Raw genomic sequence first — 23,518 nt, 5'->3', positions numbered from 1 at the left:
GTTAACTTCTGGTATAACTCCGCAGAGGAGGACCGGGCCCGGCCGTACGGGCCGCGCTACAGATGGTTACAAGGTCCACTCCCTTGTCGCTGGAGAACGTATGTATGCTGCTGAACCCCCTCTTGCGCCCGTTGCCACGGGCCGCCGCGAACGCAACAAGCAGCGGATGAGGGAACGAATCTTCTCCGCCGCCCTGAGCCTCTTCGCCGAGAAGGGCTTCGAGCAGACGAAGGTCGACGACATCACGGAGCGCGCCGACGTCGCGCGCGGCACGTTCTTCAACCACTTCCAGCACAAGGAAGAGCTCGTCACCACCTGGAGCAGCCAGCGCCAATCGCGATTCGAGGAGAAGATGCGCCAGAGGACGCCCTCGAACGACGAGCTGTGCGTCGCCCTCGGGCGCTGCATGACGGCACTCGTCGAGATCAACGAGGAGGAGGAGCCGGAGTTCAACCGGGTCATGCTCACCTCGTGGGTGCGGGCGGGCCTGCCGATCACCGAACCGCCGCGCACGGCCGAGGTGTTCGCCGACGTGATCCGGGCCGGACTGGCGGAGGGCAGGATCAGGTCCGGCGTGGACCCGATGCAGGTGGGGTACCTCCTGCGGGACGCCTACCTGGGCGCGCTGTTCCGGTGGTGCCGCGGCGACCTGAAGGACGACGGCCTGGCCGCGGAGCTGCAAAGCATCGTGGACTTCCTGCTGCCCAGCATCGTCCACGACAGCCCCGTCGCCGGCCGCGCGAGGTAGCCGTCTGCGCACGACTCACCGATGGGCCCACCCACGACGCCGAAGGCGCCGCCCGATCGCCGGGCGGCGCCTTCGAAGTCGGTGGATCCGAGGTGACGGACCGTCAGTCCGACGCGCCCGTCCCGCGCGGGGCCACGTCCCGGATCAGGCAGGTCAGCCGCGAGGTGCAGACCCGGCGGCCCTGGTCGTCGGTGATGACGACCTCGTAGGTCGCCGTGCTGCGGCCGCGGTGGACGGGGGTCGCCGTGCCGGTGACCACTCCCTCGCGCATCCCCCGGTGGTGGGTGCAGCTCAGCTCCACCCCGACCGCCACCCGTTCGGGGCCGGCGTGGAGGGTCGCACCGATCGAGCCCACGTGTTCCGCCAGGACGGCCGAGGCGCCGCCGTGCAGCAGGCCGTAGGGCTGGGTGTTGCCCTCGACCGGCATGGTGGCCACCACCCGGTCGGCGGTGGCCTCGACCAGCACGATGCCCATGCGGTTGCCGAGGTGCCCGGAGGCGAACATCGCCTCCAGGTCCACGCCGCCGTCGGCGAAACGGCTGAGGACCTCAGGCGGGATCGCCGCCGTGCGCGGCATGGTCTGCGTCTGGGTCTGCTCACCCATGGGTGCGGCTCCGATCGGCGATGGGGTCGGGAAAGGGTCACTCGTAGGACTGTAGTTTGCCCCATCTGTCCATCGCTGCACTGTGATTGACGTCTCGCCGTCAGAAAGTGTGCGGCGCCGCGGCCCCGACCGACATGAACCTGGCATGTGACTCTAAACTTAAATCCTAGTATAAGTTATGCAAGGGCCGACCCAGCCCTCCGCGGGCTCGTTCGGATGCCGTACCGGTGACCGAGGAGCTCCCCACCCGTGGAGCAGGACCTCAGGAACTGACACCCTCACCCCACAGGAGAACGCATGGCCGACGAAGCCTCCGTCGCACTTGTCCCGACGGGCCGCCGGGAGCGCAACAAGCAGCGGATGAGGGAACGTATCTTCTCGGCCGCCCTGAGCCTCTTCGCCGAGAAGGGGTTCGAGCAGACCACGATCGACGACATCACCGAACGCGCCGACGTCGCCCGGGGCACCTTCTTCAACCACTTCCAGCACAAGGAAGAGCTCATCACCACCTGGAGCAACCGCCGCAGAGAGCGGCTGGAGGACAAGCTCCAGCAGGAGGCGCTCGCGGAAGTGGACGTCAGTAGAGCCCTCGCACGGTGCATGACGGCCCTCGTCGACATCAACGACGAGGAGCCGGCCGAACTCAACCAGGTCATGCTGATGTGCTGGGTCCGGGCAGGCCTGCCGATCACCGAACACCCCTACACCGCCGAGGTGTTCGCGGACGTGATCCGGACCGGCCTCGCCAAGGGCCGGATCCGCCCCGGCACCGACCCCCTCCAGGTCGGCCACCTCCTGCGCGACGCCTACCTCGGCGCCCTGTTCCGACTGCGCCGCGACGACCTCAAGGGTACGGACCTGAGGCTCGAACTCCAGCGCGTCCTGGACACGGTCCTCCCCAGCATCCTCACCGACGCCCACTGATCCGTCCCGGCTGATCCGCCCCCGCTGATCCACCGCCGCCGATCCACCGCCGCCGGCCCACCCCCGCCGATCGCGGCGGGTGGTCCGGTCCCCGCCCCGGGCCAGGAGCACGGTCCTGCCCGGGGGCGCCTCCCGGAGCCGACTCCCGGGTTCGGTCTCGTCCTGGGCGCGGACGAACTCCCCCACCTCTGAATGGTCCTCTTGACCCAGGCCGGAAATCACCGGCACGGTCCGTTCAGAGGGGTTCCTCCGTGTACGAGAACACACCGCACAGCCGCGTCCAGCGCTCCCGCCGACCCGGCCGGCACCGGGCGGCGGCGGTCGTGACCGCCGTGGCCGCCGGTGTCCTGGCGGCCGGCGCACTGGCACCGAACGCGGCCTTCGCGGGCGGCAGGCCGGACACCGTCCAGCAGAGCCTGAACTCGCTGGTCAAGGACGACGGCCTGCCCGCCGCACTCGCCTCCGTCAAGGGCCGCGACGGCCGCACCCGCACCTACACCGCGGGCACCGGCAACCTCGCCACCGGCGCCAAGCCGCCCGTCGACGGCCAGGTGCGCGCCGCCAGCAACACCAAGACCTTCACCGCCGTCGTCGTCCTCCAACTCGTCGCCGAGGGCAAGGTCGGCCTCGACGAGCCCGTCGAGACCTACCTCCCGGGCCTGGTGCGCGGCGACGGCATCGACGGACACACCATCACCGTCCGCCAGCTGCTCCAGCACACCAGCGGCCTGCCCGAGTACGTGGACAAGGGCGCCATCCTCACCAGCCCGAAGCGGTACTACGAACCGCGCGAGCTCCTCGACGCGGCCCTGGCCCAGAAGGCCCACTTCGCCCCGGGCTCCAGCTGGGAGTACTGCAACACCAACTACCTGCTGGCCGGCCTGATCATCCAGAAGGTCACCGGGCGGCCGCTCGGCGAGGAGGTCACCAAGCGCGTCATCGACCGCATCGGCCTGCGCCACACCTACTTCCCCAACCCCGGCGACACCACCGTCCACGAGGCCCACCCCCAGGGCTACAACCGGGAGGCCGACGGCTCGCTCCGCGACTACACGGAGCTGGACCCGTCCTGGGGTTGGGCGGCCGGGGCGATCGTCTCCACCAACACCGACCTCAACTCGTTCTTCTCCGCACTCCTCGGCGGCCGACTCCTGCCCGCGGCCCAGCTCGCCCAGATGCGCACCACCGTCCCCGCCGAACTCCTCGGCCCGGGCGTCCGCTACGGCCTGGGCCTCCAGAGCAAGCCGCTCCCCTGCGGCGGCCTCGTCTGGGGCCACGGCGGCACCATCCCCGGCTACCGGACCTCCGGGGGCGTCACCGACGACGGCCGCGCCTTCAACATCGCGGTGACGGCGATCCCGGGCGACGAGGCCGGGAAGCACATCGAGGCCACGGTCGACGCGGCCCTCTGCCGCTGACCTCGCACACCCGGCAATTCCCCCCTTCGGCAGAGGAGTTCCCCAGTGAACGAGCACATCCAGCACAGCCACGTCCCACCTTCCCGTCGACCCGGCCGACACCGACCCGGCCGGCACCGGACGATCGCGGTCGTGACGGCCGTGGCCGCCGGCGCCCTGGCGGCCGGCGCGCTGGCACCCAGCGCGGCCTTCGCGAGCGGCAAGCCGGACACCGTCCAGCAGAGCCTCAACGCCCTGGTCAAGGACGACGGCCTGCCCGCCGCACTCGCCTCCGTCAAGGGCCGCGACGGCCGCACCCGCACCTACACCGCCGGCACCGGCAACCTCGCCACCGGCGCCAAGCCCCCCGTCGACGGCCAGATCCGCGCCGGCAGCAACACCAAGACCTTCACCGCCGTCGTCGTCCTCCAACTCGTCGCCGAGGGGAAGATCGGCCTCGACGAGCCCGTCGAGACCTACCTCCCGGGCCTGCTGCGCGGCGACGGCATCGACGGACACACCATCACCGTCCGGCAGTTGCTCCAGCACACCAGCGGCCTGCCCGAGTACATGGCCGCCCCGGCCCTCGCGGACTTCATCCCCATCCAGTTCCGCTACTTCGAGCCCCGCGAGCTCCTCGACGGCGCCCTCGCCCAGAAGGCCCACTTCGCTCCGGGCACCAGCTTCGAGTACAACAACACCAACTACCTGGTCGCCGGGCTCCTCGTCCAGAAGGTCACCGGACGACCCGTCGGCGAGGAGATCACCAAGCGCGTCATCGACCGCATCGGCCTGCGCCACACCTACTTCCCCACCCCCGGCGACACCACCGTCCACGAGGCCCACCCCCACGGCTACCTCAGCCTGCCGGACGCGCCCCCGGTCGACTACACCGACATGGACACCTCCATGGCCTGGGCGGCCGGGGCCGTCGTCTCCACCAACACCGACCTCAACACCTTCTTCACCGCCCTCCTCGGCGGCCGCCTCCTCCCCCCGGCCCAACTCGCCCAGATGCGCACCACCGTCCCCGCCGACCCCCTCGGCCCGGGCGTCCGCTACGGCCTCGGCCTCCAGAGCCGCCCCCTCTCCTGCGGCGGCCTGGCCTGGGGCCACGGCGGCACCATCGTCGGCTACCGCTCCCGCGGCGCCGTCACCGACGACGGCCGCGCCGCCAACATCACCGTCACCACCGTCCCCTCCGACGACGCCGCCCACCACATGTCCACCGCCCTGGACACAGCCCTCTGCCACTGACCCACCCCGGCCCAACTCCCCCGGCCGCCCGGTTCACCAGTTGCCGGCGATCGGAGCCCAACCCGGGTTGCCGAAGGTCGCGGTGCCGGCGGTGTCGGTGTCGTCCTTGCTGAGGTAGAAGGTGGCGGTGCTCGGGTCGTAGGCCCCGGGCTCAGCTCCGGCATCACCGACGACGCGGCGGGCCAGCGCCTCGGCCTCTCCTCACGCACCATCGGCCGCCACATGGCCTCGATCATGGAACGCCTGGGCGCCGCCAGCCGCTTCGAAGCCGCCCACAGAGGCTGGCTCTGACCCACCGGACCAACGAGGCAGGCCGCGTGGGAGCCCCGACGGGGGCTCCCGCGCGAACGTCTATGGCGCCCGGGTTCCTCACACTCCCACCCCGATGCCGCGCCCGTTCACCGGACCGCGGGCGGACGGATCACCACCGCCGCCCTACCGAACGCGACGCACTGGGACGAGGCAGTCGTCACGCTCGGCTTCGAACACCTGCGCCGCCACGACCTCCAGCACACCGGAAACGGCAAAAGCCCCGCCGACCTGGACTTCCGTCCAGTCAGCGGGGCTCCGACATCACTGTCGGGACGACAGGATTTGAACCTGCGACCCCTTGACCCCCACAGTCAAGGTGTTCAACTAGTTTCGATAGTCGAGACCTTGAGGCCTCGGCTGTTCTGGTACTCAACCGTACCGATACACAAGCGAGTTGGAGGTTTTCGATAACAGCGGCGCAGCGGACAGCTGACTGGCACGGGCCCTCGACCGCGCTGAATCGGGCAGCGGCTGTCCGAGCACGCTGGGGTTGGCGGCGGTGACCCCGTGGCAGTGCCAGCTATGCCTGCCGTCGGCCGAGGCTTGAACAAGCCCGGCAGAGCCGTCGCCGTCACACGATCACTGCGGGTGAGCCATGGCTGATTCCGTCAGCGCTGCCGGGGCTCCGAACCAGGTGCTGCGCCCAGTGCACCTGACCCCCTTCTGGAGCACTCTGGCGTACGAGCACACCGTTCGATCACGCGAGCACGGGAGTGACTGTCTAGGGCCGCACACTCAAGTCAGCTTTGATTCCGCTAGGTTGAGAAGCCATAGTCGAAAGGGCCTCAGTCAGATGTGGTGGCCCAACAGGAGGCCACTGGTGAGCGATCGCAGCTCCATCGAATGGACGGAGGCGACCTGGAACCCCACCACCGGGTGCGACCGGGTCTCATCCGGATGTGACAACTGCTACGCCCTCGCGCTGGCGAAGCGGTTGAAGGCGATGGGCGCGGAGAAGTACCAGGCGGACGGTGACCCCCGCACGTCCGGGCCGGGTTTCGCTCTCACGCTCCACCGGAACGCCCTGACGGTGCCATACGGCTGGAAGAGCCCGCGGACGGTGTTCGTGAACTCGATGTCGGACTTGTTCCACGCGAAGGTGCGGCTCGACTTCGTGCGCCGGGTCTTCGCGGTGATGGCGGACACCCCCCAGCACACCTACCAGGTACTGACCAAGCGGGCGAGGCGGCTTCAACGCGTCGCCGACCGGCTCGAGTGGCCGGAGAACGTGTGGATGGGCGTGTCCGTGGAGAGCTCGGCCGAGCTCGACCGGGTCGACGACCTCCGCGACGTCCCGGCGGCGGTGCGGTTCCTGTCGTGCGAGCCGCTGCTCGGCCCGTTGGAGGGGCTCAACCTGGACGGCATCCACTGGGTGATCGCCGGCGGCGAGTCGGGCCCCGGGCACCGGCCGATGGACGCGTCCTGGGCCAGGCAGGTGCGCGACGCCTGCCAGAAGGAGAACGTGGCGTTCTTCTTCAAGCAGTGGGGGGGCCGCACTCCCAAGGCTGGCGGGCGGTTGCTGGACGGACGGACCTGGAATCAGATGCCCTTGCCTGTCACGGTCTGACCGGCGGGCGCACCTCCAGCTTGTGGACCGGGGATCCTTTACCGTCACTGGGCGTTCCCCCCGCTCCGTGCAAGTGCTTGACCGCCTGGCGGGCGATGGTCTCGGGCACCTGGCCGTAGTGCTCCCCGAACACCTCCAGCGTGTGGTCGACCAGCTTGAACGGACGGCCGGCCCGCAGCAGTTCGGTGAGGTTCGCGGCCATGGCCGGCACAGCCTCGGCCCGGACGTGGTCAGGATCGGGGCGCTGCAGGGTCGCCATCGCGAACAGCGCGCTGTCCTCGGCCTCCTCCGTCAGTTCGAGCCCCTCCCACCACGTGTCCCGGGCCCGGGCGTGCGCATCACCGAAGGCCCACAGGCCGTGGTTGCTGCGCGTGCCGAACACCAGGTTGTAGACGGCCTTCCGGCCCGGTGCGCTGGTGACGGGCACCGAGACCGTACTCATGCCCGTCCGTTCGCCGAGGCGCCTGCTGTACTCGGCGGCGACCTTGTCGTCGGCGTCCCTGGTGTAGCCGTCGGCGAAGAAGTCCCGCCACCAGCGCCCGCCGCACACCTCGTCCAGGCGCTCGTTGGTCCGCTCGTTCCCCTTCGCAGAGTGGGAGTTCCCTCCGATCCGGCGCACCGCCATCATGCTGAAGTTCAGCAGCAGCTCGGTCGGCGGCCAGGTCTCCTTGCGGCGCCTGGCAAGGACGTCGACGAGGGAGTCGAACGGCAGGGCGAGCCCGCACGGGTCCAGGAACAGGAACAGCGGTCGGCCTGCGGCGACGGCCAACACCTCGTCCATGAGTCCTGTCACGTCACCGTGGAAGGCGCGGGCATCGACGCCCTGCTCGCGGTACTCGGCGACGACGGACTCCAGGTGGGAGAAGGACGGCGCGGACCTTTCCGCGAAGAAGCAGGTCCAGCGAACCAGGTTCTTCGCCTGGTGGTCGGCTGCGATCTTGAGGACGCGTTCGGCCGATCCCGCCGTTCCGTTCTCGTAGCGGCCCTCACCGGCATACCCATCCAGATAGACGACCTCGCCACCGCTCTTCGAGGCGGTCATCCCCCCGAACCGGGGTATGTAGCGACTGAGCAAGGTGTGCTTGAAGATGCTGGGCAGCGCAGGTGCCGACCAGTACTCCCCCGACGTGCCCTTCGACATTCGTCCCCCTCCGCGCCCGGCGTGACCCGACCACTGATCGCTCCAGGGTGGGTGAGGCGCATGCATCGCGTAAAGACCACGTGTCAGCCATCCCGCCACCCCGTGTGCCGCATGGGACACGACGGACACAGTCCCGTGGGCAGGCACCCAGGGACATCGCAGTGGGCGGGGAAGACGCGCTTCACGCTGGGAGGTGCCACTCGCCATCGGAAGCGATTACATGAAAGCATAGACGTGAAAGCATCGTCTAACAACATTCTGAAGTTGACTTGTGCTGTAGGGTGCAACCAGCCGACCATCGGAGCCAGGACCACAGCCATGTCGCAGCCACCCGCACCATCCGCCCAGGTGACAGCCGCCGAGATCTCCCGCATCGCGGGAGTCACGCGCGCTACCGTCAGCAACTGGCGCCGCCGGCACGAGTCCTTCCCGCCGCCCGCGGGCGGCACGGACAGCAGCCCGCTGTACGACCTGGAGAAGATCCGCGCATGGCTCGCCTCTCGCGGACAGCGCACGGCGGCCACGCCCAGCGGGGAGCTGCGCACCACCCTGCGCCTCCGCGAGCGTGCCGGCGCTGGCATGTCCGCCCTGCTCCTGCTGGTCCTGGCGACAGCCCGCCGCTCCGCCGACGACCTCACCGGTCTGTACGCGCTGTCCGATGCCGATCTGGTGAAGCAGGCGAACGACGCGGCGGCCGAGGTCGCGGATGTGGTGCCGGACACGGAACCCATCCGGTTCGCCGACGCCGACACCGCGGTGCTACGGGCCCTGCTGCTCTGTGTCCGCGACGAGGGCGCGCAGACGGCGCTGGGCGTACTCGCGGACAGGGAGCTGGAGGACAGTGCGGTCAGCGGCGCCTACCGGACGCCGGCCCCGCTAGCCGACCTGCTGGCCCGCCTGGTTCCAGGCTCTCCGGCCCGGGTTCTGGACCCCGCCTGCGGCAGCGGCACCCTGTTGTCGGCCGCCGCCACACTCGGCGCGCGCGAGCTGTACGGGCAGGACCGCCTTCCCGTCCAGGCCCGGCGCACTGCGGTCGGCCTGACCCTGACGGCCGCGGAGGGTTCCACCGTCACCGCGCGCACGGGTGACAGCCTGCGCGCCGACGCCTTCCCGGACCTCACCGTCGACGCCGTGCTGTGCAACCCGCCTTACGGCGACCGCGACTGGGGCCACGACGAACTGGCCTACGACCCGCGCTGGGCCTACGGCTTCCCGCCCCGCGCCGAATCCGAACTCGCCTGGGTCCAGCACGCGCTGGCCCACCTCGAACCAGGGGGCCACGCCGTCCTGCTACTCCCGCCGGCCACGGCGTCCCGCTCCTCCGGCCGCCGCATCCGCGCCGAGCTGATCCGCAGCGGCGCGCTACGGGCGGTGGCGGCCCTGCCGCCGGGGGCGGCGATCCCACTGCACATCGGCCTACAGGTGTGGGTACTGCAGCGGCCGGTGCCGGCCTGGCCGACGTACCAGACGGTGCTCTTCGTCGACACCACCGGCGAACCCACGGCTCCGGGGCGAGGCGGAAGCCGTTCCGGTGCGGTGGACTGGACGCGAGTGACCGAGCAGATCCTCTCCGCATGGAAGGCCTACGCTGAGGACCCGAACGCGTTCGAGCCGCAGGCCGGCGTGGCGCGAGCGGTGGGCGTGGTCGACCTGCTCGACGACGTCGTCGACGTGACTCCGGCCCGCCAGGTGCGCGCGTCCCAGGCCGGCATGGAGCCGCATGAACTGGCCGACCAGGCCGTCACGGCGCGGGAGGCACTGACGGGAGCAGCACGGTCGGTCGCCTCCCTGGCCGCCACGGAGCTGTGGGGGCCGGCGGGCGCCTCGGCCCGACAGTGGCGTTCCGCCACGGTGTCCGACCTGGCCCGGGGCGGCGCGCTGAAAGTCCTGCGGACAGCCCCCGCGCCGCCGCGGCAGGCGGACGGCGAGAGCGGCCCGGAGACAGGTGTCGGGGCACCCCGAGCTGCCCTCACCGGTGGCGACATCGCTCGTGGAAGCGGGCCCACCGGGCGGATCGACGACGCTCAGGCCACCGAGCAGGTACCGGAGATCGCCGTCGGCGATGTGCTCGTCCGTGGCCTGATCGGCGGCCGAGGCCCCGTCGCCCGGGTTGCGGGCGAGGACGAGGCGGGCGTGCTGCTCGGTCCGAACGTTCACCTCTTCCGGCCCGACCCTGCGCGGCTCGACTCCTGGTTTCTCCACGGCTTCCTCGGCTCGGAGGCCAACCTGGCCGGCGCCTCCACCGGCAGCTCCACCCTGCACCTCAGCCCGGGCCGGCTGCGAGTCCCCCTGCTGCCGCTGACGGAACAGCGGCGGTACGGGGAGGCGTTCCGGCATGTCACCGCGCTGCGCGAACAGGCCCGAAGAGCTGAGGAGTTGGCCGAGGAGACGGCACGGCTCGTGGCCGACGGCCTCACCGGCGGCCAACTCGTCCCGGGCGAAGCTGAAATCCTCGAACTCCCCCACTCATGATGCGGACGGACGAGGCCCTCGGTCTCCCACGGCGCTCCATGTCATCCGTACCGGCCCTCGAAGGGAAGCGGAAGAAGTCTTGAACAGCAGCAAGCACACGGAGTTGGCGAACCACGCGTGGTCCGTCGCCGACCTCCTGCGGGGGGACTACAAGCAGTCCGACTACGGCAAGGTCATCCTGCCGTTCACGGTGCTGCGGCGACTGGAGTGCGTGCTGGAACCGACCCGCGAAAAGGTCGCGGAGATCGCGGAGCAGTACAAGGGCAGCGACATCGACCCGGACCGCTTCCTGCGCCGGGCCTCGGGCCACGCCTTCTACAACAGGTCCGGCCTCACCCTGAAGAAGATCGCGGCGGACCCGCAGAACGCGGCCAAGAACCTCGCGGTGTACGTCGGGGCATTCTCCGACAACGCCCGCGGCGTGCTGGACCGCTTCGAGTTCGCCCAGCAGATCAAGCGGCTGGACGGTGCGGGACTGCTGTACCAGGTCATCGGCAAGTTCACCGACCTGGACCTGCGGCCCAAGGTCGTGCCCAACCACAACATGGGCTACATCTTCGAGGAGCTGATCCGCCGCTTCTCCGAGCAGTCCAACGAGACGGCCGGTGAACACTTCACCCCGCGCGAGGTCATCCAGCTCATGGTGCGACTGCTGGTCGCCCCGGACGGCGATGCCCTACAGCTTCCGGGCGCGGTGCGCACCGTCCTCGACCCTGCCTGCGGCACCGGCGGCATGCTCTCCGCGATGGACGACCTGATCACGGGCCTCAACCAGGGCGCCACGGTGGAGGTGTACGGCCAGGAGCTCAACCCCGAGTCATGGGCGATCTGCCGTTCCGACCTCATGATCAAGGGGCAGGACCCGGAGAACATCGCCTTCGGCAACTCCTTCTCCGACGACGGGCACGCGCGCAAGACCTTCGACTACATGCTGGCCAACCCGCCGTTCGGCGTGGAGTGGAAGAAGGTCAAGGACGAGGTCGAGGCCGAGCACAAGTCGCTGGGAGAGGCGGGCCGCTTCGGCGCGGGCCTCCCGCGCATCAACGACGGCTCGCTGCTGTTCCTCCAGCACATGATCTCGAAGATGAAGCCGGTGGATGTCAACGGCGGGGGTGGCTCGCGCCTGGCGATCGTCTTCAACGGCTCACCGCTTTTCACGGGAGCGGCCGGCTCGGGTGAGTCGGAGATCCGCCGCTGGATCTTGGAGAACGACTGGCTGGAAGGCATCGTCGCCCTGCCTGACCAGCTCTTCTACAACACCGGGATCTCGACGTACTTCTGGATCCTGACCAACCGCAAGGACCCTGACCACAAGGGCAAGGTTGTCCTGCTGGACGCCCGCGACCAGTGGCAGAAGATGCGCAAGTCGCTGGGCGACAAGCGCAAGGAGCTGAGCACGGACCACATCGCCACGGTGGTCAAGCTTTACGGCGAGGCCCTCGATGCGGCGAAGGACTCCGACCACCCGCTGCACGCCAAGGTCAAGGTCTTCCACAACGAGGACTTCGGCTACCAGCGGATCACGGTGGAACGCCCGCTGAAGCTGCGGTTCGAGGTGACGGAGGAGACGCTGACCGAGCTGGAGGCGTCCAAGGTCATCCAGAAGCTTCCGCAGGCCCCGACCCTGGCGGACGCCTTCAAAACCCTGATGGGCAAGAGCTGGACGACGAAGCAGGACGCCTGGCTCGCCCTGAAGGACGCAGTGGTCCAGGCCGGCGGAACGTGGCCCACGGGGGCACCATTCAACAAGGCGCTGCGCGAGGTGATCGGCGTCCGCGACCCCGAGGGCGAAGTCCAGCTCATCAAGGGCCAGCCCGAGCCGGACGCCGAGCTGCGGGACTACGAGAACGTCCCGCTCGGCGAGGAGGTAGAGGAGTACCTGGCACGGGAGGTCCACCCGCACGTACGGGACGCGTGGATCGACCACAGCAAGACGAAGATCGGCTACGAGATCCCGTTCACGCGCCACTTCTACGTGTACAAGCCGCCGAGGCCGCTGGCGGAGATCGACGCGGAGCTGAAGGCGCTTGAGGCGGAGATTCAGGCGCTGCTGGGAGAGGTTACGGAATGAGCTCTGTGCTGGGCGTTCCCCTCCCCAACTCCTGGTCCTCCGCTCCGCTAAAGCACGTGACATCAGTATTGAGTCGTGGGTCTGCTCCGGACTACGTCGATGTTGGTCCCGTAAGAGCCATCAGTCAGGCCTCAAACCAAGCCAGCGGTCTAGACTGGCCTCGCACTCGCTTCCATGACTTCAGCGGAAACCCGAAGAGCCTCAAGGGCTACCTGCGCCCGAACGATGTGCTCATCAACTCCACGGGCACAGGTACTCTGGGTCGCGTCGGATACTTCACTGATTCGCCGGACGGGCTCCCATGCATGGCGGACAGCCATGTCACGATCGCAAGGGCAAAGCCCGACGAGTTGGATGCTCGGTTCTCCTATTACTGGCTCAGTTCGAAGCCGTTCCAGGAATATGTGTACGCGGCTCTCGTGGTCGGGGCAACAAACCAGATCGAACTCAACCGGGACCGGCTCGGCGACGCGCCAGTTCCCCTGCCGCCGCTGGATGAGCAGCGCCGCATCGGCGAATTCCTCGACGCCGAGATCGCACGCATCGATAAGATGTGCACCACAGTGCGTCGACTGAAGGTCGTGCTTCACGAAAGAAGAGATGCACAGCGGGCATTGATGCTGCGTGGCGCCGATAGAAGCGGCCCACGCATGCCGCATCCGATGCTAGGAGATCTGCCCGCCTCTTGGCAGGTCATTCCATTGAAGCGACTCGTGCCGCGCATTGGCGTAGGCGTCGTGGTAGATCCATCCTCATATTTCACGGAAGATGGCGTCCCATTTTTGAGGGGTTCAAATATTACGGAATCGGGCATCGACCTAGCTGGAGTACGGTTCATGTCCGAAGCCAATAGCCGGACCCTCTGGCGCTCGCGCTTGAACAGCGGCGACGTGGTGGTGATTAGGGCTGGATACCCAGGGCGGGCAGCTGTAGTTCCTGACGGTCTCGACGGCGCCAACTGTGCGTCACTTCTGGTTATCAAGCGCGGAAAACATCTCCTGCCGAAGTACTTGGAGGCATATTTCAATAGTCCGCTCGGAACGGCTTATGTGAACTCTGTACGCTATGGCGCAGCACAAGAACAGATCAATGTCTCACACGTTGTCGACTTCATGGTGCCTGCCCCAGGGCTCGACGAGCAGGAGGACATCATTCAAGGGCTTGAGGCATCAGAGAGCCCCATCCAAGCACTCAAAGAGAAGTTGTCACGCCAAGAGGTTCTCCTTAAAGAGCGCCGCCAGGCGCTCATCACCGCCGCCGTAACCGGCCAGTTCGACGTCACCACCGCCAGCGGCCGCAACGTCACCGAAGGAGTCTCCGCTTGAGCCCCGCGCACGACGAGTCGTCCTTCGGTTCCGCCATCGTCGCCGCCCTCTGCGAGCGCGGCTGGCGCGAGGCGCGCCCCGATGACTACCGGCCCGACCTCGGTCTGGACACCAACGAGTTGTTCACTTTCATCGGCGCCACCCAGCCAGACGAGTGGAACGAACTCCTCACCGTCTACGGCGGCAACCCCAACGAGGCGCAGCGCGGCTTCGCGCAGCGCCTCGACCGGGCCATCGCCGACGACGGGCTGCTCCACGTTCTCCGCAACGGCGTCAAGGACCGCGGAGTCCGTCTCCGTGTCGCCTACTTCAGGCCGAACCTCATCTCAGCCGACTCCGTCCTCGACGGCTACCGGGCCAACCGCCTCACCGTCGTCCGGGAACTCACCTACGCCACCAAGCAGGCCGACTGGGGCCACCGCCTCGACCTGACCCTGTTCCTCAACGGCATCCCCGTCGCCACGGCCGAGCTGAAGAACCCGCTCACCGGTCAGGGCGTCGAGCAGGCCAAGGAGCAGTACCGGACCGACCGCGACCCGACCGAGCTGATCTTCACGCGTCGCGTCATCGCGAACTTTGCGGTCGACCCGGACCTGGCCTTCGTCACCACGCAACTGCGCGGCAAGAGCACCCGGTTCCTGCCGTTCAACACCGGCTCCGACGGCCCCGGCCGGCCCGGTGGGGCCGGGAACCCCTCCCCCACCGCCCACGGCAAGTACGCCACCTCCTATCTCTGGGAAGAGGTCTGGCAGCGGGACAACTGGCTCGACCTCCTCCAGCGTTTCGTCCACCAGCAGAAGCACAAGACGCCCGGCGGCGGCACCACCAAGTCGACGGTCTTCCCGCGATTCCACCAGTGGGACGTGGTCCGCAAGCTCACCGCGCACGCAGCCACCCACGGTGCCGGCCAGAACTACCTGATCATGGCGTCGGCCGGCTCCGGCAAGTCGAACACCATCGGCTGGCTGTCTCACCGCCTGAGTGATCTGCACGCCGGCACCGCCCCGGCCGTCCTCAACCCCGAGGCCGTCGCCGCAGGCCGCCTCAAGCCCGGCGAGCCCGTCTTCGACAAGGTCATCGTCATCACCGACCGCCGCAACCTGGACGCCCAGCTCCGGGAGACGGTCGGCAGCTTCTCGCAGACCGATGGCCTGGTCGTGAAGGTCGACGAGAAGCACGGGGCGAAGAGCGAACAGTTGGCCCGCGCCCTCTCCCGGGACACTGGCAAGATCGTCACGGTCACCCTTCACTCGTTCCCAGCGCTACTCGACTACATCAAACGCAACCCCACCGAGATCAAGGGCACCCGTTTCGCGATCATCGTGGACGAGGCGCACTCCTCACAGTCCGGCGACGCCGCCACCGCCGTGAAGTCCGCCCTCCGCGATCTCGGCCTGGACGCCGACTCGGACGACCAGGGCACCACCAAGGTCACGGTGGAGGCCGTGGAGGAGAAGCTGAAGGCGAAGGCGGTCGAGCGCTCCCAGGCCGCCAACCTCTCCTACTTCGCCTTCACGGCCACCCCCAAGGCCAAGACGCTCGAACTCTTCGGCACGGAAGGCGTGGAGGACGGCAAGGCCGTCTATCGCCCCTTCCATACCTACTCCATGCGCCAGGCCATCGAGGAGGGCTTCATCCTCGACCCCCTGCGCAACTACGTCACCTACAACACCTACTGGAAGCTCGCGAACCTCAACCGGGACGAGAAGGAAGTCGACCCCTCCAAGGCGAACAGCCTGCTGGCCCGTTTCGCGCTCATGCACGAGCACACGGTGTCCCAGCACGCCCAGGTGATCGTCGAACACTTCGTCGCCCACACCCGTGGTCGGCTCGGCGGGCGTGCCAAAGCAATGGTGGTCACGGCATCCCGGCACTCCGCCGTGCAGATGGCCCGCGCCATCCGCAGCTACATCGCCGACCGCGAGTACGACACCAAGTACCCGGACCTCGGTGTCCTGGTCGCCTTCTCCGGTTCCCTCACCATCGACGGTGAGGAGACCACCGAGAGCAAGGAGAACGGAGGTCTGTCGGAGAGCGCGCTCCCCAAGGCGTTCGCCTACACCCGTACCGACGACAAGGCCGCGAAGGCCGGCGGCAGGGGCCAGCAGGAGTACCGGATCCTCGTCGTTGCCGAGAAGTACCAGACCGGCTTCGACCAGCCGCTCCTCACCACGATGTACGTCAACAAGACGCTGACCGGCATCGCCGCCGTGCAGACGCTGTCGCGCCTCAACCGCACCGCCGACCTCAAATCGCAGGCCGACCTGGCCGTCCTGGACTTCGTCAACGAGGCCGAGGACATCCAGGACGCGTTCCGCCCATACTTCGAGGAGGCGCACACCCTGCCCTCCGACCCGAACCTCCTGTACACGGCCCAGAGCCGCGTCATGTCCGCTCCGATCGTCTCGGAGCAGGACATGGACGAGTTCGTCGCCGCGTACTTCGAGGCGCAGGAGAAGGCCGGCGGGTCCCAGGCCAATTGGGAGAAGCTGCACGCCGAGTTGTACCGGCTGCTCTCCCCCGCCGTCACCCGCTTCAGCGCCCTCCTGGAGAGCGGGGAGGAGGACGACGTCGAGGCCGCCGAGGAGTTCCGGGCCAACCTCAACGACTACGTCCGCAAGTACGGGTTCCTCGCACAAATCGTTCCCTACCAGGACGCCGACCTGGAACGGCTGTACCTGTACGGGCGTTACCTGCTCAACCGACTGCCCCGCCTCGCGGACGGTGGCGTCGACATAGGCGAGGTCGATCTCAGCCACCTGCGCGTGGAGAAGACCGGCGAGCACGACAAGTCCCTGCTCCCCGAAGGCCCGGCCGAGCTCAAGGGTTTCGGCGACGGAGCCGGCGGCGGGAAGGACGACGAGAAGTCACTGCTGTCCGAACTGATCGAGAGGTTCAACGCGAAGTTCGGCACGGAGTTCACCGAGGAGGACGTCCTCCCGGCCTTCAACGCGACGAAGAGGGACCCGAAGGTCCGGGCCGCCGCCCTCGTCAACGATGAAGAGAACTTCGGCGTCGTCTTCGACAAGAAGTTCGAGGAGAACATGATGGACCATGTCTCCACGATCGACACGCTCGGGAAGCGGTACTTCGGAGCAGACCGGGACTTCAAGTCCAACCTCGACCGCAGCGCCCGCCGCGCCGCCTGGCGGATGATCCGCCGGGAGGAGGGGCTGGACGACTTCTGACGGGTTGCGGTCCGACATCATCGGTGTCGGACCGCAACCTCGCCTGATGGGCATGGCCGAGTCCACAGGCCATGCCCATCAGGCGATCGGTGGATCACCGCCCTTCGAGAGCATTTCAACGCCGAAGCAGTGGGACCCGGCGCGGCTCCGGAGGCGACGTCCGGGTCGTGAGGCTGCCCGCGCCCAACCCGCCGTGCTCCGAACATCCGCCGACTTCGCCTGCGGGCCGTCATGAAAGACCTAGACTGCGTCAGGAGACGCAGATCACAGCGCTGGGGGAAGTGTTGGAAGAATCAGAACGCAGGGCCGCAACCGCCCCTATCCACATCCACCAGATCCGCACTGCACTTCTGCAGCAGTACAAGGGACTCATCTACGACGAGGACCTGAGAGGGTACGACAAGCAGGGTTACGAACAGCGGTTCCTCTCCCGTGCGTTGACGGCGGCTGCTGTACGCGAAGTGACTGGCTGCGATCACGAGGCCGCTGGCGCTTCCGTCATCGATGGCGAAGACGATCAAGGCATCGACGGCGTAGCAGTCACCGAGGGCACACAGGAAGTCTGGCTCGTTCAAGCCAAGTGGAGTGACGAGGGCAAGGGCAAGCTCGACACCAACGCGGCCCACAAGCTCATCGCTGGTCTCCGCCTCATCGAGCAGCGAAGTTTCGACCGATTCAACGACCGCCTGGAACCGATCGCCGCTCGCGTCAACGCAGCGATGCACGACGCCCGGCTAAAGGTGATTCTGGTGATCGCTGTCATGGGTGTGGGGACCTTTAGCAAGGAAGCCGTCAGCGTTCTCGAAGACGCCCGGAACGAATTCAACGGCCTCGGGCCAGTTCTTGAGTACCGCGTAGTCCACGCTGCGGACCTCCTCCGACAGATCCGTGACGATCTCGCGCCGAAGCCTGTACGAGTGACCGTGCGGATGACGAACTGGCTCCGGCGGAACACTCCACTCACCGCTTACCAGGGCACGGTTCCGGCCAGCAATGTGGCCGAGTGGTACCAGGCACATGAAAGCCGGTTGTACGAGCAGAACTTGCGCCAGTCCCTCGGTACTACGCGAGTCAATTCCGGAATGCTGAGCACTCTGATGAATGAGCCGGAGAACTTCTGGCTCTTCAACAACGGGGTGACGGTGCTGTGCGATCAGCTCGAAGAGGAATGGCCAGGACGCCGCCGGCCGGACGAGCCCGTGCACTTGCATGCCTCGGGAGTCAGCGTCGTGAATGGCGCACAAACGGTCGCGGCGGCACATCGCGCGATGGAAGCGTCCCACCAAGCGGTGGAGGACGCCGAGGTCACGGTCAAGGTGATCGTTGTCGACAAGAACGTGCCGGACCTCGCACGGCGCATCACCGAGACGACCAATACACAGAACCACGTAGAGCAGCGCGACTTCATCGCCTTGGACGAAGTACAGGCGATGATCCGCGAAGACTTCATGCTGTCGCTTCAGAAGTCCTACGTGTTCAAGCGCGGTGAGCCTGACCCAGCGCCGGACGAGGGTTGTTCAGTTGTGCACGCCGCCATTGCCCTGGCTTGTGCGCATCGCAACACCGAGCTCGCCGTACGTGCAAAGCGGGACACAGACCTCCTATGGGAACGCGGCAGCAGAGGCGCCTATCCTCGCCTCTTCGGAGAGCGCCCCAGCGCCTTCCAGATCTGGCGCTCGGTACTGGTGCACCGCGCCGTGGGTACTGCTCTCAACGAAGAACGCAAGCGGTTCCAGAAGCGCGCCGCCGACGTGAGTCAGCGGGGCGACCTACTCATCACCCATCTGGTCTTTCAGCTTCTCGATCAGGATCGCATCGACGATCCGGAATTCGACTGGAACGCGGCACTGCAGGAGGTGCCTGCACTCACCAATCGGGTCCTGTCCTGGTTGATCCACCACATCGACGCCGAGTACGGACCCACCTCGTTCCTGAGTGGGACACTGACTGACGCCGGGCGCTGCAAGCGGCTTGCGGAGCTGGTGCTACGCGACGCCGAACGTGAGGGAGTCATCCCCGACCTGCCGGCGATCTACAAGGCCACCAAGGAGAGCAAGCGCCGGCCACGTCGGCCCAACGCCGTGCCGACCCTCGTGGACAACGGAAGAATCAAGAACGGCACGCCTGTCCGGCTACGCTTGTGGAACAAACCCGAGATCGAGGCACTCACCCCTTGGCTCGCGGAGGACCCACGACGCGGTGAAGCAGCCTGGGTGAACGACCGCACACGGTGCCTCGTATGGGCGGTCGACGGGAAGGCGTATTCGCCGACCCGCCTGGTCCTCAACCTGTACGAACTCGCCGGCTGGCAAGAGGCACCCGTGGCAGTGCAAGGACCAGCACGGTGGACGCTGGACGGTACGGACACTCTTTCTGATCTTGCACGAGCACTGCACGATGAGCAGACCGAACAGGAGTGAGCACGCGCGTGCCATGGCGCGAGCTGCGGCACGACAGCTCACTTGGTGACACCGACAAGGGTGAGCTCGCGTGAAACCGGCCGAATACTCGGTGTGGCGCAATACGCGCTGTCCGCGGCCTCTTCTTGGCCCTCGGCTAGACGCAGTGATCCCTTCCGGAGAAACTCACTGCGACGGACGGGGCGCGGAGAGAAGAGCGAGTGCAAGTGCAGGATGCGGGGCGGGGACAGGTGCCGGACAAGCCGATCGCGGGCCGCTACGAGCTGCTGGAGCGGCTCGGCAACGGCGGCATGGGCGACGTGTGGCGGGGCTACGACGCGGTACTGGACAGGCCGGTCGCCGTGAAGCGGATCCGGCCGCAGGCCGTCGCCGCCACGCCCCAGCTGGCAGACGAGTTCGAGCGTCGCTTCCGGCGCGAGGCGCGGATCACCGCCCGCATCCAGCACCCGGGTGTGCCACAGGTGTACGACGCCGTCCTCGACAGCACCTACGAGCACCTGTTCCTCGTCATGGAGCTGGTGGAGGGCGTCCCCCTCACCCGGTACGTGCACGCGGAGCGGCCCCTCCCCGTCAGCTGGGCGGTGGCGGTCGCCGCGCAGGTCGCCACCGTGCTGTCGTACGCGCACGAGGTGCCCGTGGTGCACCGCGACCTCAAGCCGTCCAACATCCTGGTCGCGCGGGACGGCACGGTGAAGGTCCTCGACTTCGGCGTCGCGGCGATCCTGCAGACCGACGTCACCAGGCTGACGGCCACCGGTCGGCCGATCGGCACCCACCAGTACATGTCACCCGAGCAGGTGCGCGGCACCCGGGTAACCCCGCGCACCGACCTCTACGCCCTCGGCTGCGTGCTCCACGAACTCCTCTGCGGAAAGCCGCTGTTCAACGCGCACAGCGAGTTCGAGCTGATGGACCAGCACGTCCGAACCGCGCCCACCCCGCTGCGAGGCCTGCGCGCCGACGTACCGGAGGAGTTGGAAGCACTGGTCCTGCACCTGCTCCGCAAGACGCCGGAGAGCCGGCCGGTGGACGTGCAGGAGGTCTACGAGCGGTTGATGCCCTTCCTGCCCGCGCCCGGGGAGTCCTCCACCCTCGGGGAGGCCGGGCCGCCTGGAGCGCCGGACCCGACCGGGCTCTACCGCCGCCCCTACGCACCCCGCGCCCGGGTCGAGAGCCGGCCCCGTATCACCCCCGACGAGGCGGCTCCCGGCCCGGTCGCCGGACACGTGGTCTCGTCGTCCGAGCGGGAGCAGCTGCGGGCCCAACTGCGTGAGGTCGACGAGCACTACATCGCCCTCATGGAGGAGGAGCGCTACACGCAGGCCGCCGAGGTCGCGGGCGAGATGATCGAGCCGCTGGCACGGGCCCTGGGCGCCGAGAACAGGGCCGTCCTCCGGCTGCGGCGCCGTCGAGCGGTCAGCCGGCAGCTGGCGGGTGACCACCGGGCGGCCCTGCCCGAGTTCGAGGCACTGGCCGAGGCGTACGGCCGCATCAACGGGCCGACCAGCGAGGCCGCCCGCGACTGCCGCGCCCAGGCCGCCCGCTGCCGCGGCGAACTCGGCCAGGTGACCGAGGCGCTGGCGGAGCTGCAGGAAGTCCTCGAAGTGGAACGGGCCGTCGAGAGCGACGTCAGCGACGCCGCTGTGGAACTGCGCCGCGACATCGGCATGCTGCTGCTCAGCCAGGGCAACCCGGAGGAGGCCCGGGCCTGTCTGGCGGCCCTGTACGAGGACGTCGCGCTCGTCCACGGCCCGCACCACGACGTGGCCGCCGAGGCCGCGGAGGTCCTGGCCATGCTCCGCCGCGAACTGGACGGCGGGTGACCGCCGGAGCCCGGCCGGCAGCAGGTGAACGGCCAATCCCAGCCTGCTGCCGCGCCGCAGCGGCCTAGAATCCCGTCATGCCGCACCTCGCCCTCGACAGAGCCTTCTGTCAGCAGCTGGAGAAGCTCGAAAGGCACGTCAAGAACGGCGTGTTCGATGCCTGGGAGAAGTTCGAGCGACTCACCCTCGACCAGCTCTTCAGGGACCCGGGCCTGAAGCTGGAGTCCTTGAAAGGCGCCAGGGACCGGCAGATCCGGACCATCCGGATCACCCACGGATACCGCGGCGTGGTCCTCGCGCCCTCCACGGGTGACACCTTCGTGCTGCTCCGGGTCGGCCCGCACGACGAGGCCACCGAGTGGGCGGTGAAGCAGAAGGCGACCATCAACGCCGTCACCGGCGCCGTGGAGCTCCGCGAGATCGCCACCCTGGAGGAACTGACCCCCACCTACCAGCGCATCGCGCCCGCGGAGGAGCAGCGGCTCTTCGCCAAGGTCTCCGACGGGGAGATGGTCGCGCTCGGAATCGACGCGACCACACGCGCGCAGGCGCGCGTGCTGACCAGCCTGGAACAGCTCGACGTCTTCGGGCGGTTCTTCCCGCCGGACCAGTACAAGGTGCTGGAACACCTGGCCCTCGGAGCGACTGTCGAGCAGACGTGGCAGGAAGTCGTCGCGCCGGCGCTGGCCGGCGCGGCTTCACAGGAGCCCGTCGACACCACCGACTACGCGACCGCCATCGCGCACACCCGCACCCGGATCGCCGTCGTCACGGACGCCGACGAGCTGCGCGACATCCTCGACAAACCGTTCGCCGCCTGGCGGATCTTCCTGCACCCTGCCCAGCACAAGGTCGCGTACCGTCCGTCGTACTCCGGCCCCGCGCAGGTGACCGGCGGGCCCGGCACCGGGAAGTCCGTCGTCGCCCTCCACCGGGTGCGGCACCTGCTGCGGCACCTGCGCGACGGCGACCGCGTCCTCCTCACCACCTTCACCAACGCCCTCGTGGCCTCCCTGAACGAAGGGCTCTCCCTGCTCGTCGACGATCCCGACCTGCGCGACCGGGTGGACGTCATGACCGTCGACGCCTTCGCCGGACGCGTGGTCAACACTTCACGTCGACCGCTCACCGGGTACGAGGAGACGGCCCGGTGGGAGCGGGCCGCAGAAACCACCGGCTTCACCGGCACCCCGCAGTTCCTGGCCCAGGAGTACAAGCACGTCGTCCTCGCCCAGGACATCCGCAGCCGGGAGGAGTACGAGCGCTGCGAACGCCGGGGCCGCGGCAGCGCGCTGCCGCTCGCCGCCCGGCCGCTGGTGTGGCGGACCATGGAGGAGTTCGCCCGGCGCCTGACCGAGGACGGGCTGCGCACCTACCTCGGCACCTGCACGGAGGCCACCGACCTACTGGCCGGGCAGGGGCCGTGCTACCGACACATCGTCATCGACGAGGCCCAGGACCTCCACCCGGCCCAGTGGCGGATGCTCCGCGAGGCCGCCCCGCGGCGCCCAGATGACCTGTTCATCGCGGGCGACCCGCACCAGCGGATCTACGACAACCGGGTGTCGCTGAAGTCCCTCGGCATCAACGTCGCCGGCCGTTCGACCAAGCTGCGCAAGAACTACCGTTCCACCCAGGAGATCCTGAGCTGGGCGACGGGACTTCTGCTCGGCCGCCCCTACGCCGACCTGGCCGACAGCGGGCAGCACAACACCCTGATCGGGTACAGCTCGGCCCTGCACGGCTCCGGACCGCGCGTCCACGCGGCGGAGACGGAGGAGGGCGAACTCGACGCCTTGGTCGAGCAGGTGCGTGAGTGGCTGGAAAGCGGCACCGCGCACGGGGAGATCGGCATCTGCGCACGGTTCAACAAGACCTGCGAGAAGGCCACGGCCCGCCTGATCGCGGCCGGAATCCCCGCCGGCCGCATCCGCGCGGGAGCCACCCGCACGGACGAGGCGGTCAACGTGGGCACCATGCACACCTTCAAGGGCCTCGAATACCGCTACACCGCCGTCGTCGGCGTCAACGACCGTGCGTTGCCGAACCCTGCAGCCATCACACCGGAGCAGGTCGACCGCCTCCAGCACGAAGCCGACCTCGCCGCAGAACGCTGCCTGCTGTTCGTCGCCTGCACCCGGGCACGGGACCGGCTGTACGTCTCGTGGACCGGACAGCCGAGCCCCTTCCTGGTGGAAGCCGGCTGCGAGGCAGGATAGTCGGCACAGTCCGCTCACCATCCCTGATTCAAGCGAACGCAAGCCCCCCG

The 23,518-nt window shown here is 68.2% G+C and carries 15 protein-coding genes; 13 read left to right on the top strand and 2 right to left on the bottom strand.

Annotation, left to right across the window (positions count from 1 at the left end; all coding sequences use genetic code 11):
- Positions 1-166: 166 nt before the first annotated feature.
- The gene (locus ACFC1T_RS12635) at positions 167-748 is read left to right on the top strand and encodes a TetR/AcrR family transcriptional regulator (protein WP_375887159.1); all 582 of its coding nucleotides are present in this window, start codon (positions 167-169) and stop codon (positions 746-748) included.
- Positions 749-851: 103 nt separating this feature from the next.
- Here the strand turns inward: ACFC1T_RS12635 and ACFC1T_RS12630 are convergent, their stop codons facing one another.
- Complete coding sequence (locus tag ACFC1T_RS12630; RefSeq protein ID WP_375887157.1) at positions 852-1,352, bottom strand: PaaI family thioesterase; 501 nt, start codon at positions 1,350-1,352, stop codon at positions 852-854.
- A gap of 297 nt (positions 1,353-1,649) precedes the next feature.
- Here ACFC1T_RS12630 and ACFC1T_RS12625 point away from each other — a divergent pair, with 297 nt between their 5' ends.
- The 5 genes from ACFC1T_RS12625 (at position 1,650) to ACFC1T_RS12605 (ending at position 6,809) form a co-directional block, all read left to right on the top strand.
- Complete coding sequence (locus tag ACFC1T_RS12625; RefSeq protein ID WP_375887155.1) at positions 1,650-2,276, top strand: TetR/AcrR family transcriptional regulator; 627 nt, start codon at positions 1,650-1,652, stop codon at positions 2,274-2,276.
- Positions 2,277-2,527: 251 nt separating this feature from the next.
- Positions 2,528-3,694 (top strand): serine hydrolase domain-containing protein, encoded by a 1,167-nt coding sequence (locus ACFC1T_RS12620; protein WP_375887153.1) that lies wholly within the window; start codon positions 2,528-2,530, stop codon positions 3,692-3,694.
- A 123-nt stretch (positions 3,695-3,817) separates the two neighbouring features.
- Entirely contained in the window at positions 3,818-4,930 is a 1,113-nt protein-coding gene (locus tag ACFC1T_RS12615) for a serine hydrolase domain-containing protein (protein WP_375887360.1), read from the top strand.
- A 162-nt stretch (positions 4,931-5,092) separates the two neighbouring features.
- Entirely contained in the window at positions 5,093-5,221 is a 129-nt protein-coding gene (locus tag ACFC1T_RS12610; protein ID WP_375887357.1) for a LuxR C-terminal-related transcriptional regulator, read from the top strand.
- Between the two features lie 841 nt (positions 5,222-6,062).
- On the top strand, positions 6,063-6,809 hold the full coding sequence (locus ACFC1T_RS12605; protein ID WP_375887150.1) for a DUF5131 family protein: 747 nt from the start codon (positions 6,063-6,065) through the stop codon (positions 6,807-6,809).
- On the opposite strand, the gene tcmP is transcribed toward ACFC1T_RS12605, so the two are convergent.
- On the bottom strand, positions 6,799-7,950 hold the full coding sequence (gene tcmP / locus ACFC1T_RS12600; RefSeq protein WP_375887148.1) for a three-Cys-motif partner protein TcmP: 1,152 nt from the start codon (positions 7,948-7,950) through the stop codon (positions 6,799-6,801). The two genes, ACFC1T_RS12605 and tcmP, sit on opposite strands and share 11 nt — an antisense overlap.
- 318 nt (positions 7,951-8,268) lie before the next feature.
- On the opposite strand from tcmP, the gene ACFC1T_RS12595 reads away from it, so the two are divergent.
- The 7 genes from ACFC1T_RS12595 (at position 8,269) to ACFC1T_RS12565 (ending at position 23,468) form a co-directional block, all read left to right on the top strand.
- A complete protein-coding gene (locus tag ACFC1T_RS12595) occupies positions 8,269-10,422 on the top strand; it encodes an N-6 DNA methylase (protein ID WP_375887146.1) in 2,154 nt (717 codons plus the stop codon).
- A gap of 79 nt (positions 10,423-10,501) precedes the next feature.
- Positions 10,502-12,493, top strand: a complete 1,992-nt coding sequence (locus ACFC1T_RS12590; protein ID WP_375887143.1) for an N-6 DNA methylase — start codon at positions 10,502-10,504, stop codon at positions 12,491-12,493.
- Complete coding sequence (locus tag ACFC1T_RS12585; RefSeq protein WP_375887140.1) at positions 12,490-13,818, top strand: restriction endonuclease subunit S; 1,329 nt, start codon at positions 12,490-12,492, stop codon at positions 13,816-13,818. The genes ACFC1T_RS12590 and ACFC1T_RS12585 overlap by 4 nt, the downstream gene beginning before the upstream one ends.
- Positions 13,815-17,006 carry a type I restriction endonuclease subunit R gene (locus ACFC1T_RS12580; protein WP_375887138.1) on the top strand — a complete coding sequence of 1,064 codons (3,192 nt, stop codon included), beginning with the start codon at positions 13,815-13,817 and terminating at the stop codon, positions 17,004-17,006. The genes ACFC1T_RS12585 and ACFC1T_RS12580 overlap by 4 nt, the downstream gene beginning before the upstream one ends.
- Before the next feature lie 167 nt (positions 17,007-17,173).
- Positions 17,174-19,426, top strand: coding sequence for an AIPR family protein (locus ACFC1T_RS12575; RefSeq protein ID WP_375887136.1), 2,253 nt, complete (start codon positions 17,174-17,176; stop codon positions 19,424-19,426).
- Between the two features lie 290 nt (positions 19,427-19,716).
- The gene (locus ACFC1T_RS12570; RefSeq protein WP_375887356.1) at positions 19,717-21,249 is read left to right on the top strand and encodes a protein kinase; all 1,533 of its coding nucleotides are present in this window, start codon (positions 19,717-19,719) and stop codon (positions 21,247-21,249) included.
- A 77-nt stretch (positions 21,250-21,326) separates the two neighbouring features.
- On the top strand, positions 21,327-23,468 hold the full coding sequence (locus tag ACFC1T_RS12565; RefSeq protein WP_375887134.1) for a UvrD-helicase domain-containing protein: 2,142 nt from the start codon (positions 21,327-21,329) through the stop codon (positions 23,466-23,468).
- The last annotated feature ends 50 nt before the right edge of the window (positions 23,469-23,518 follow it).

Source organism: Kitasatospora sp. NPDC056076, from assembly GCF_042266305.1.
Taxonomy (GTDB): domain Bacteria; phylum Actinomycetota; class Actinomycetes; order Streptomycetales; family Streptomycetaceae; genus Kitasatospora.
This window is presented reverse-complemented; position numbering and strand designations above follow the sequence as displayed.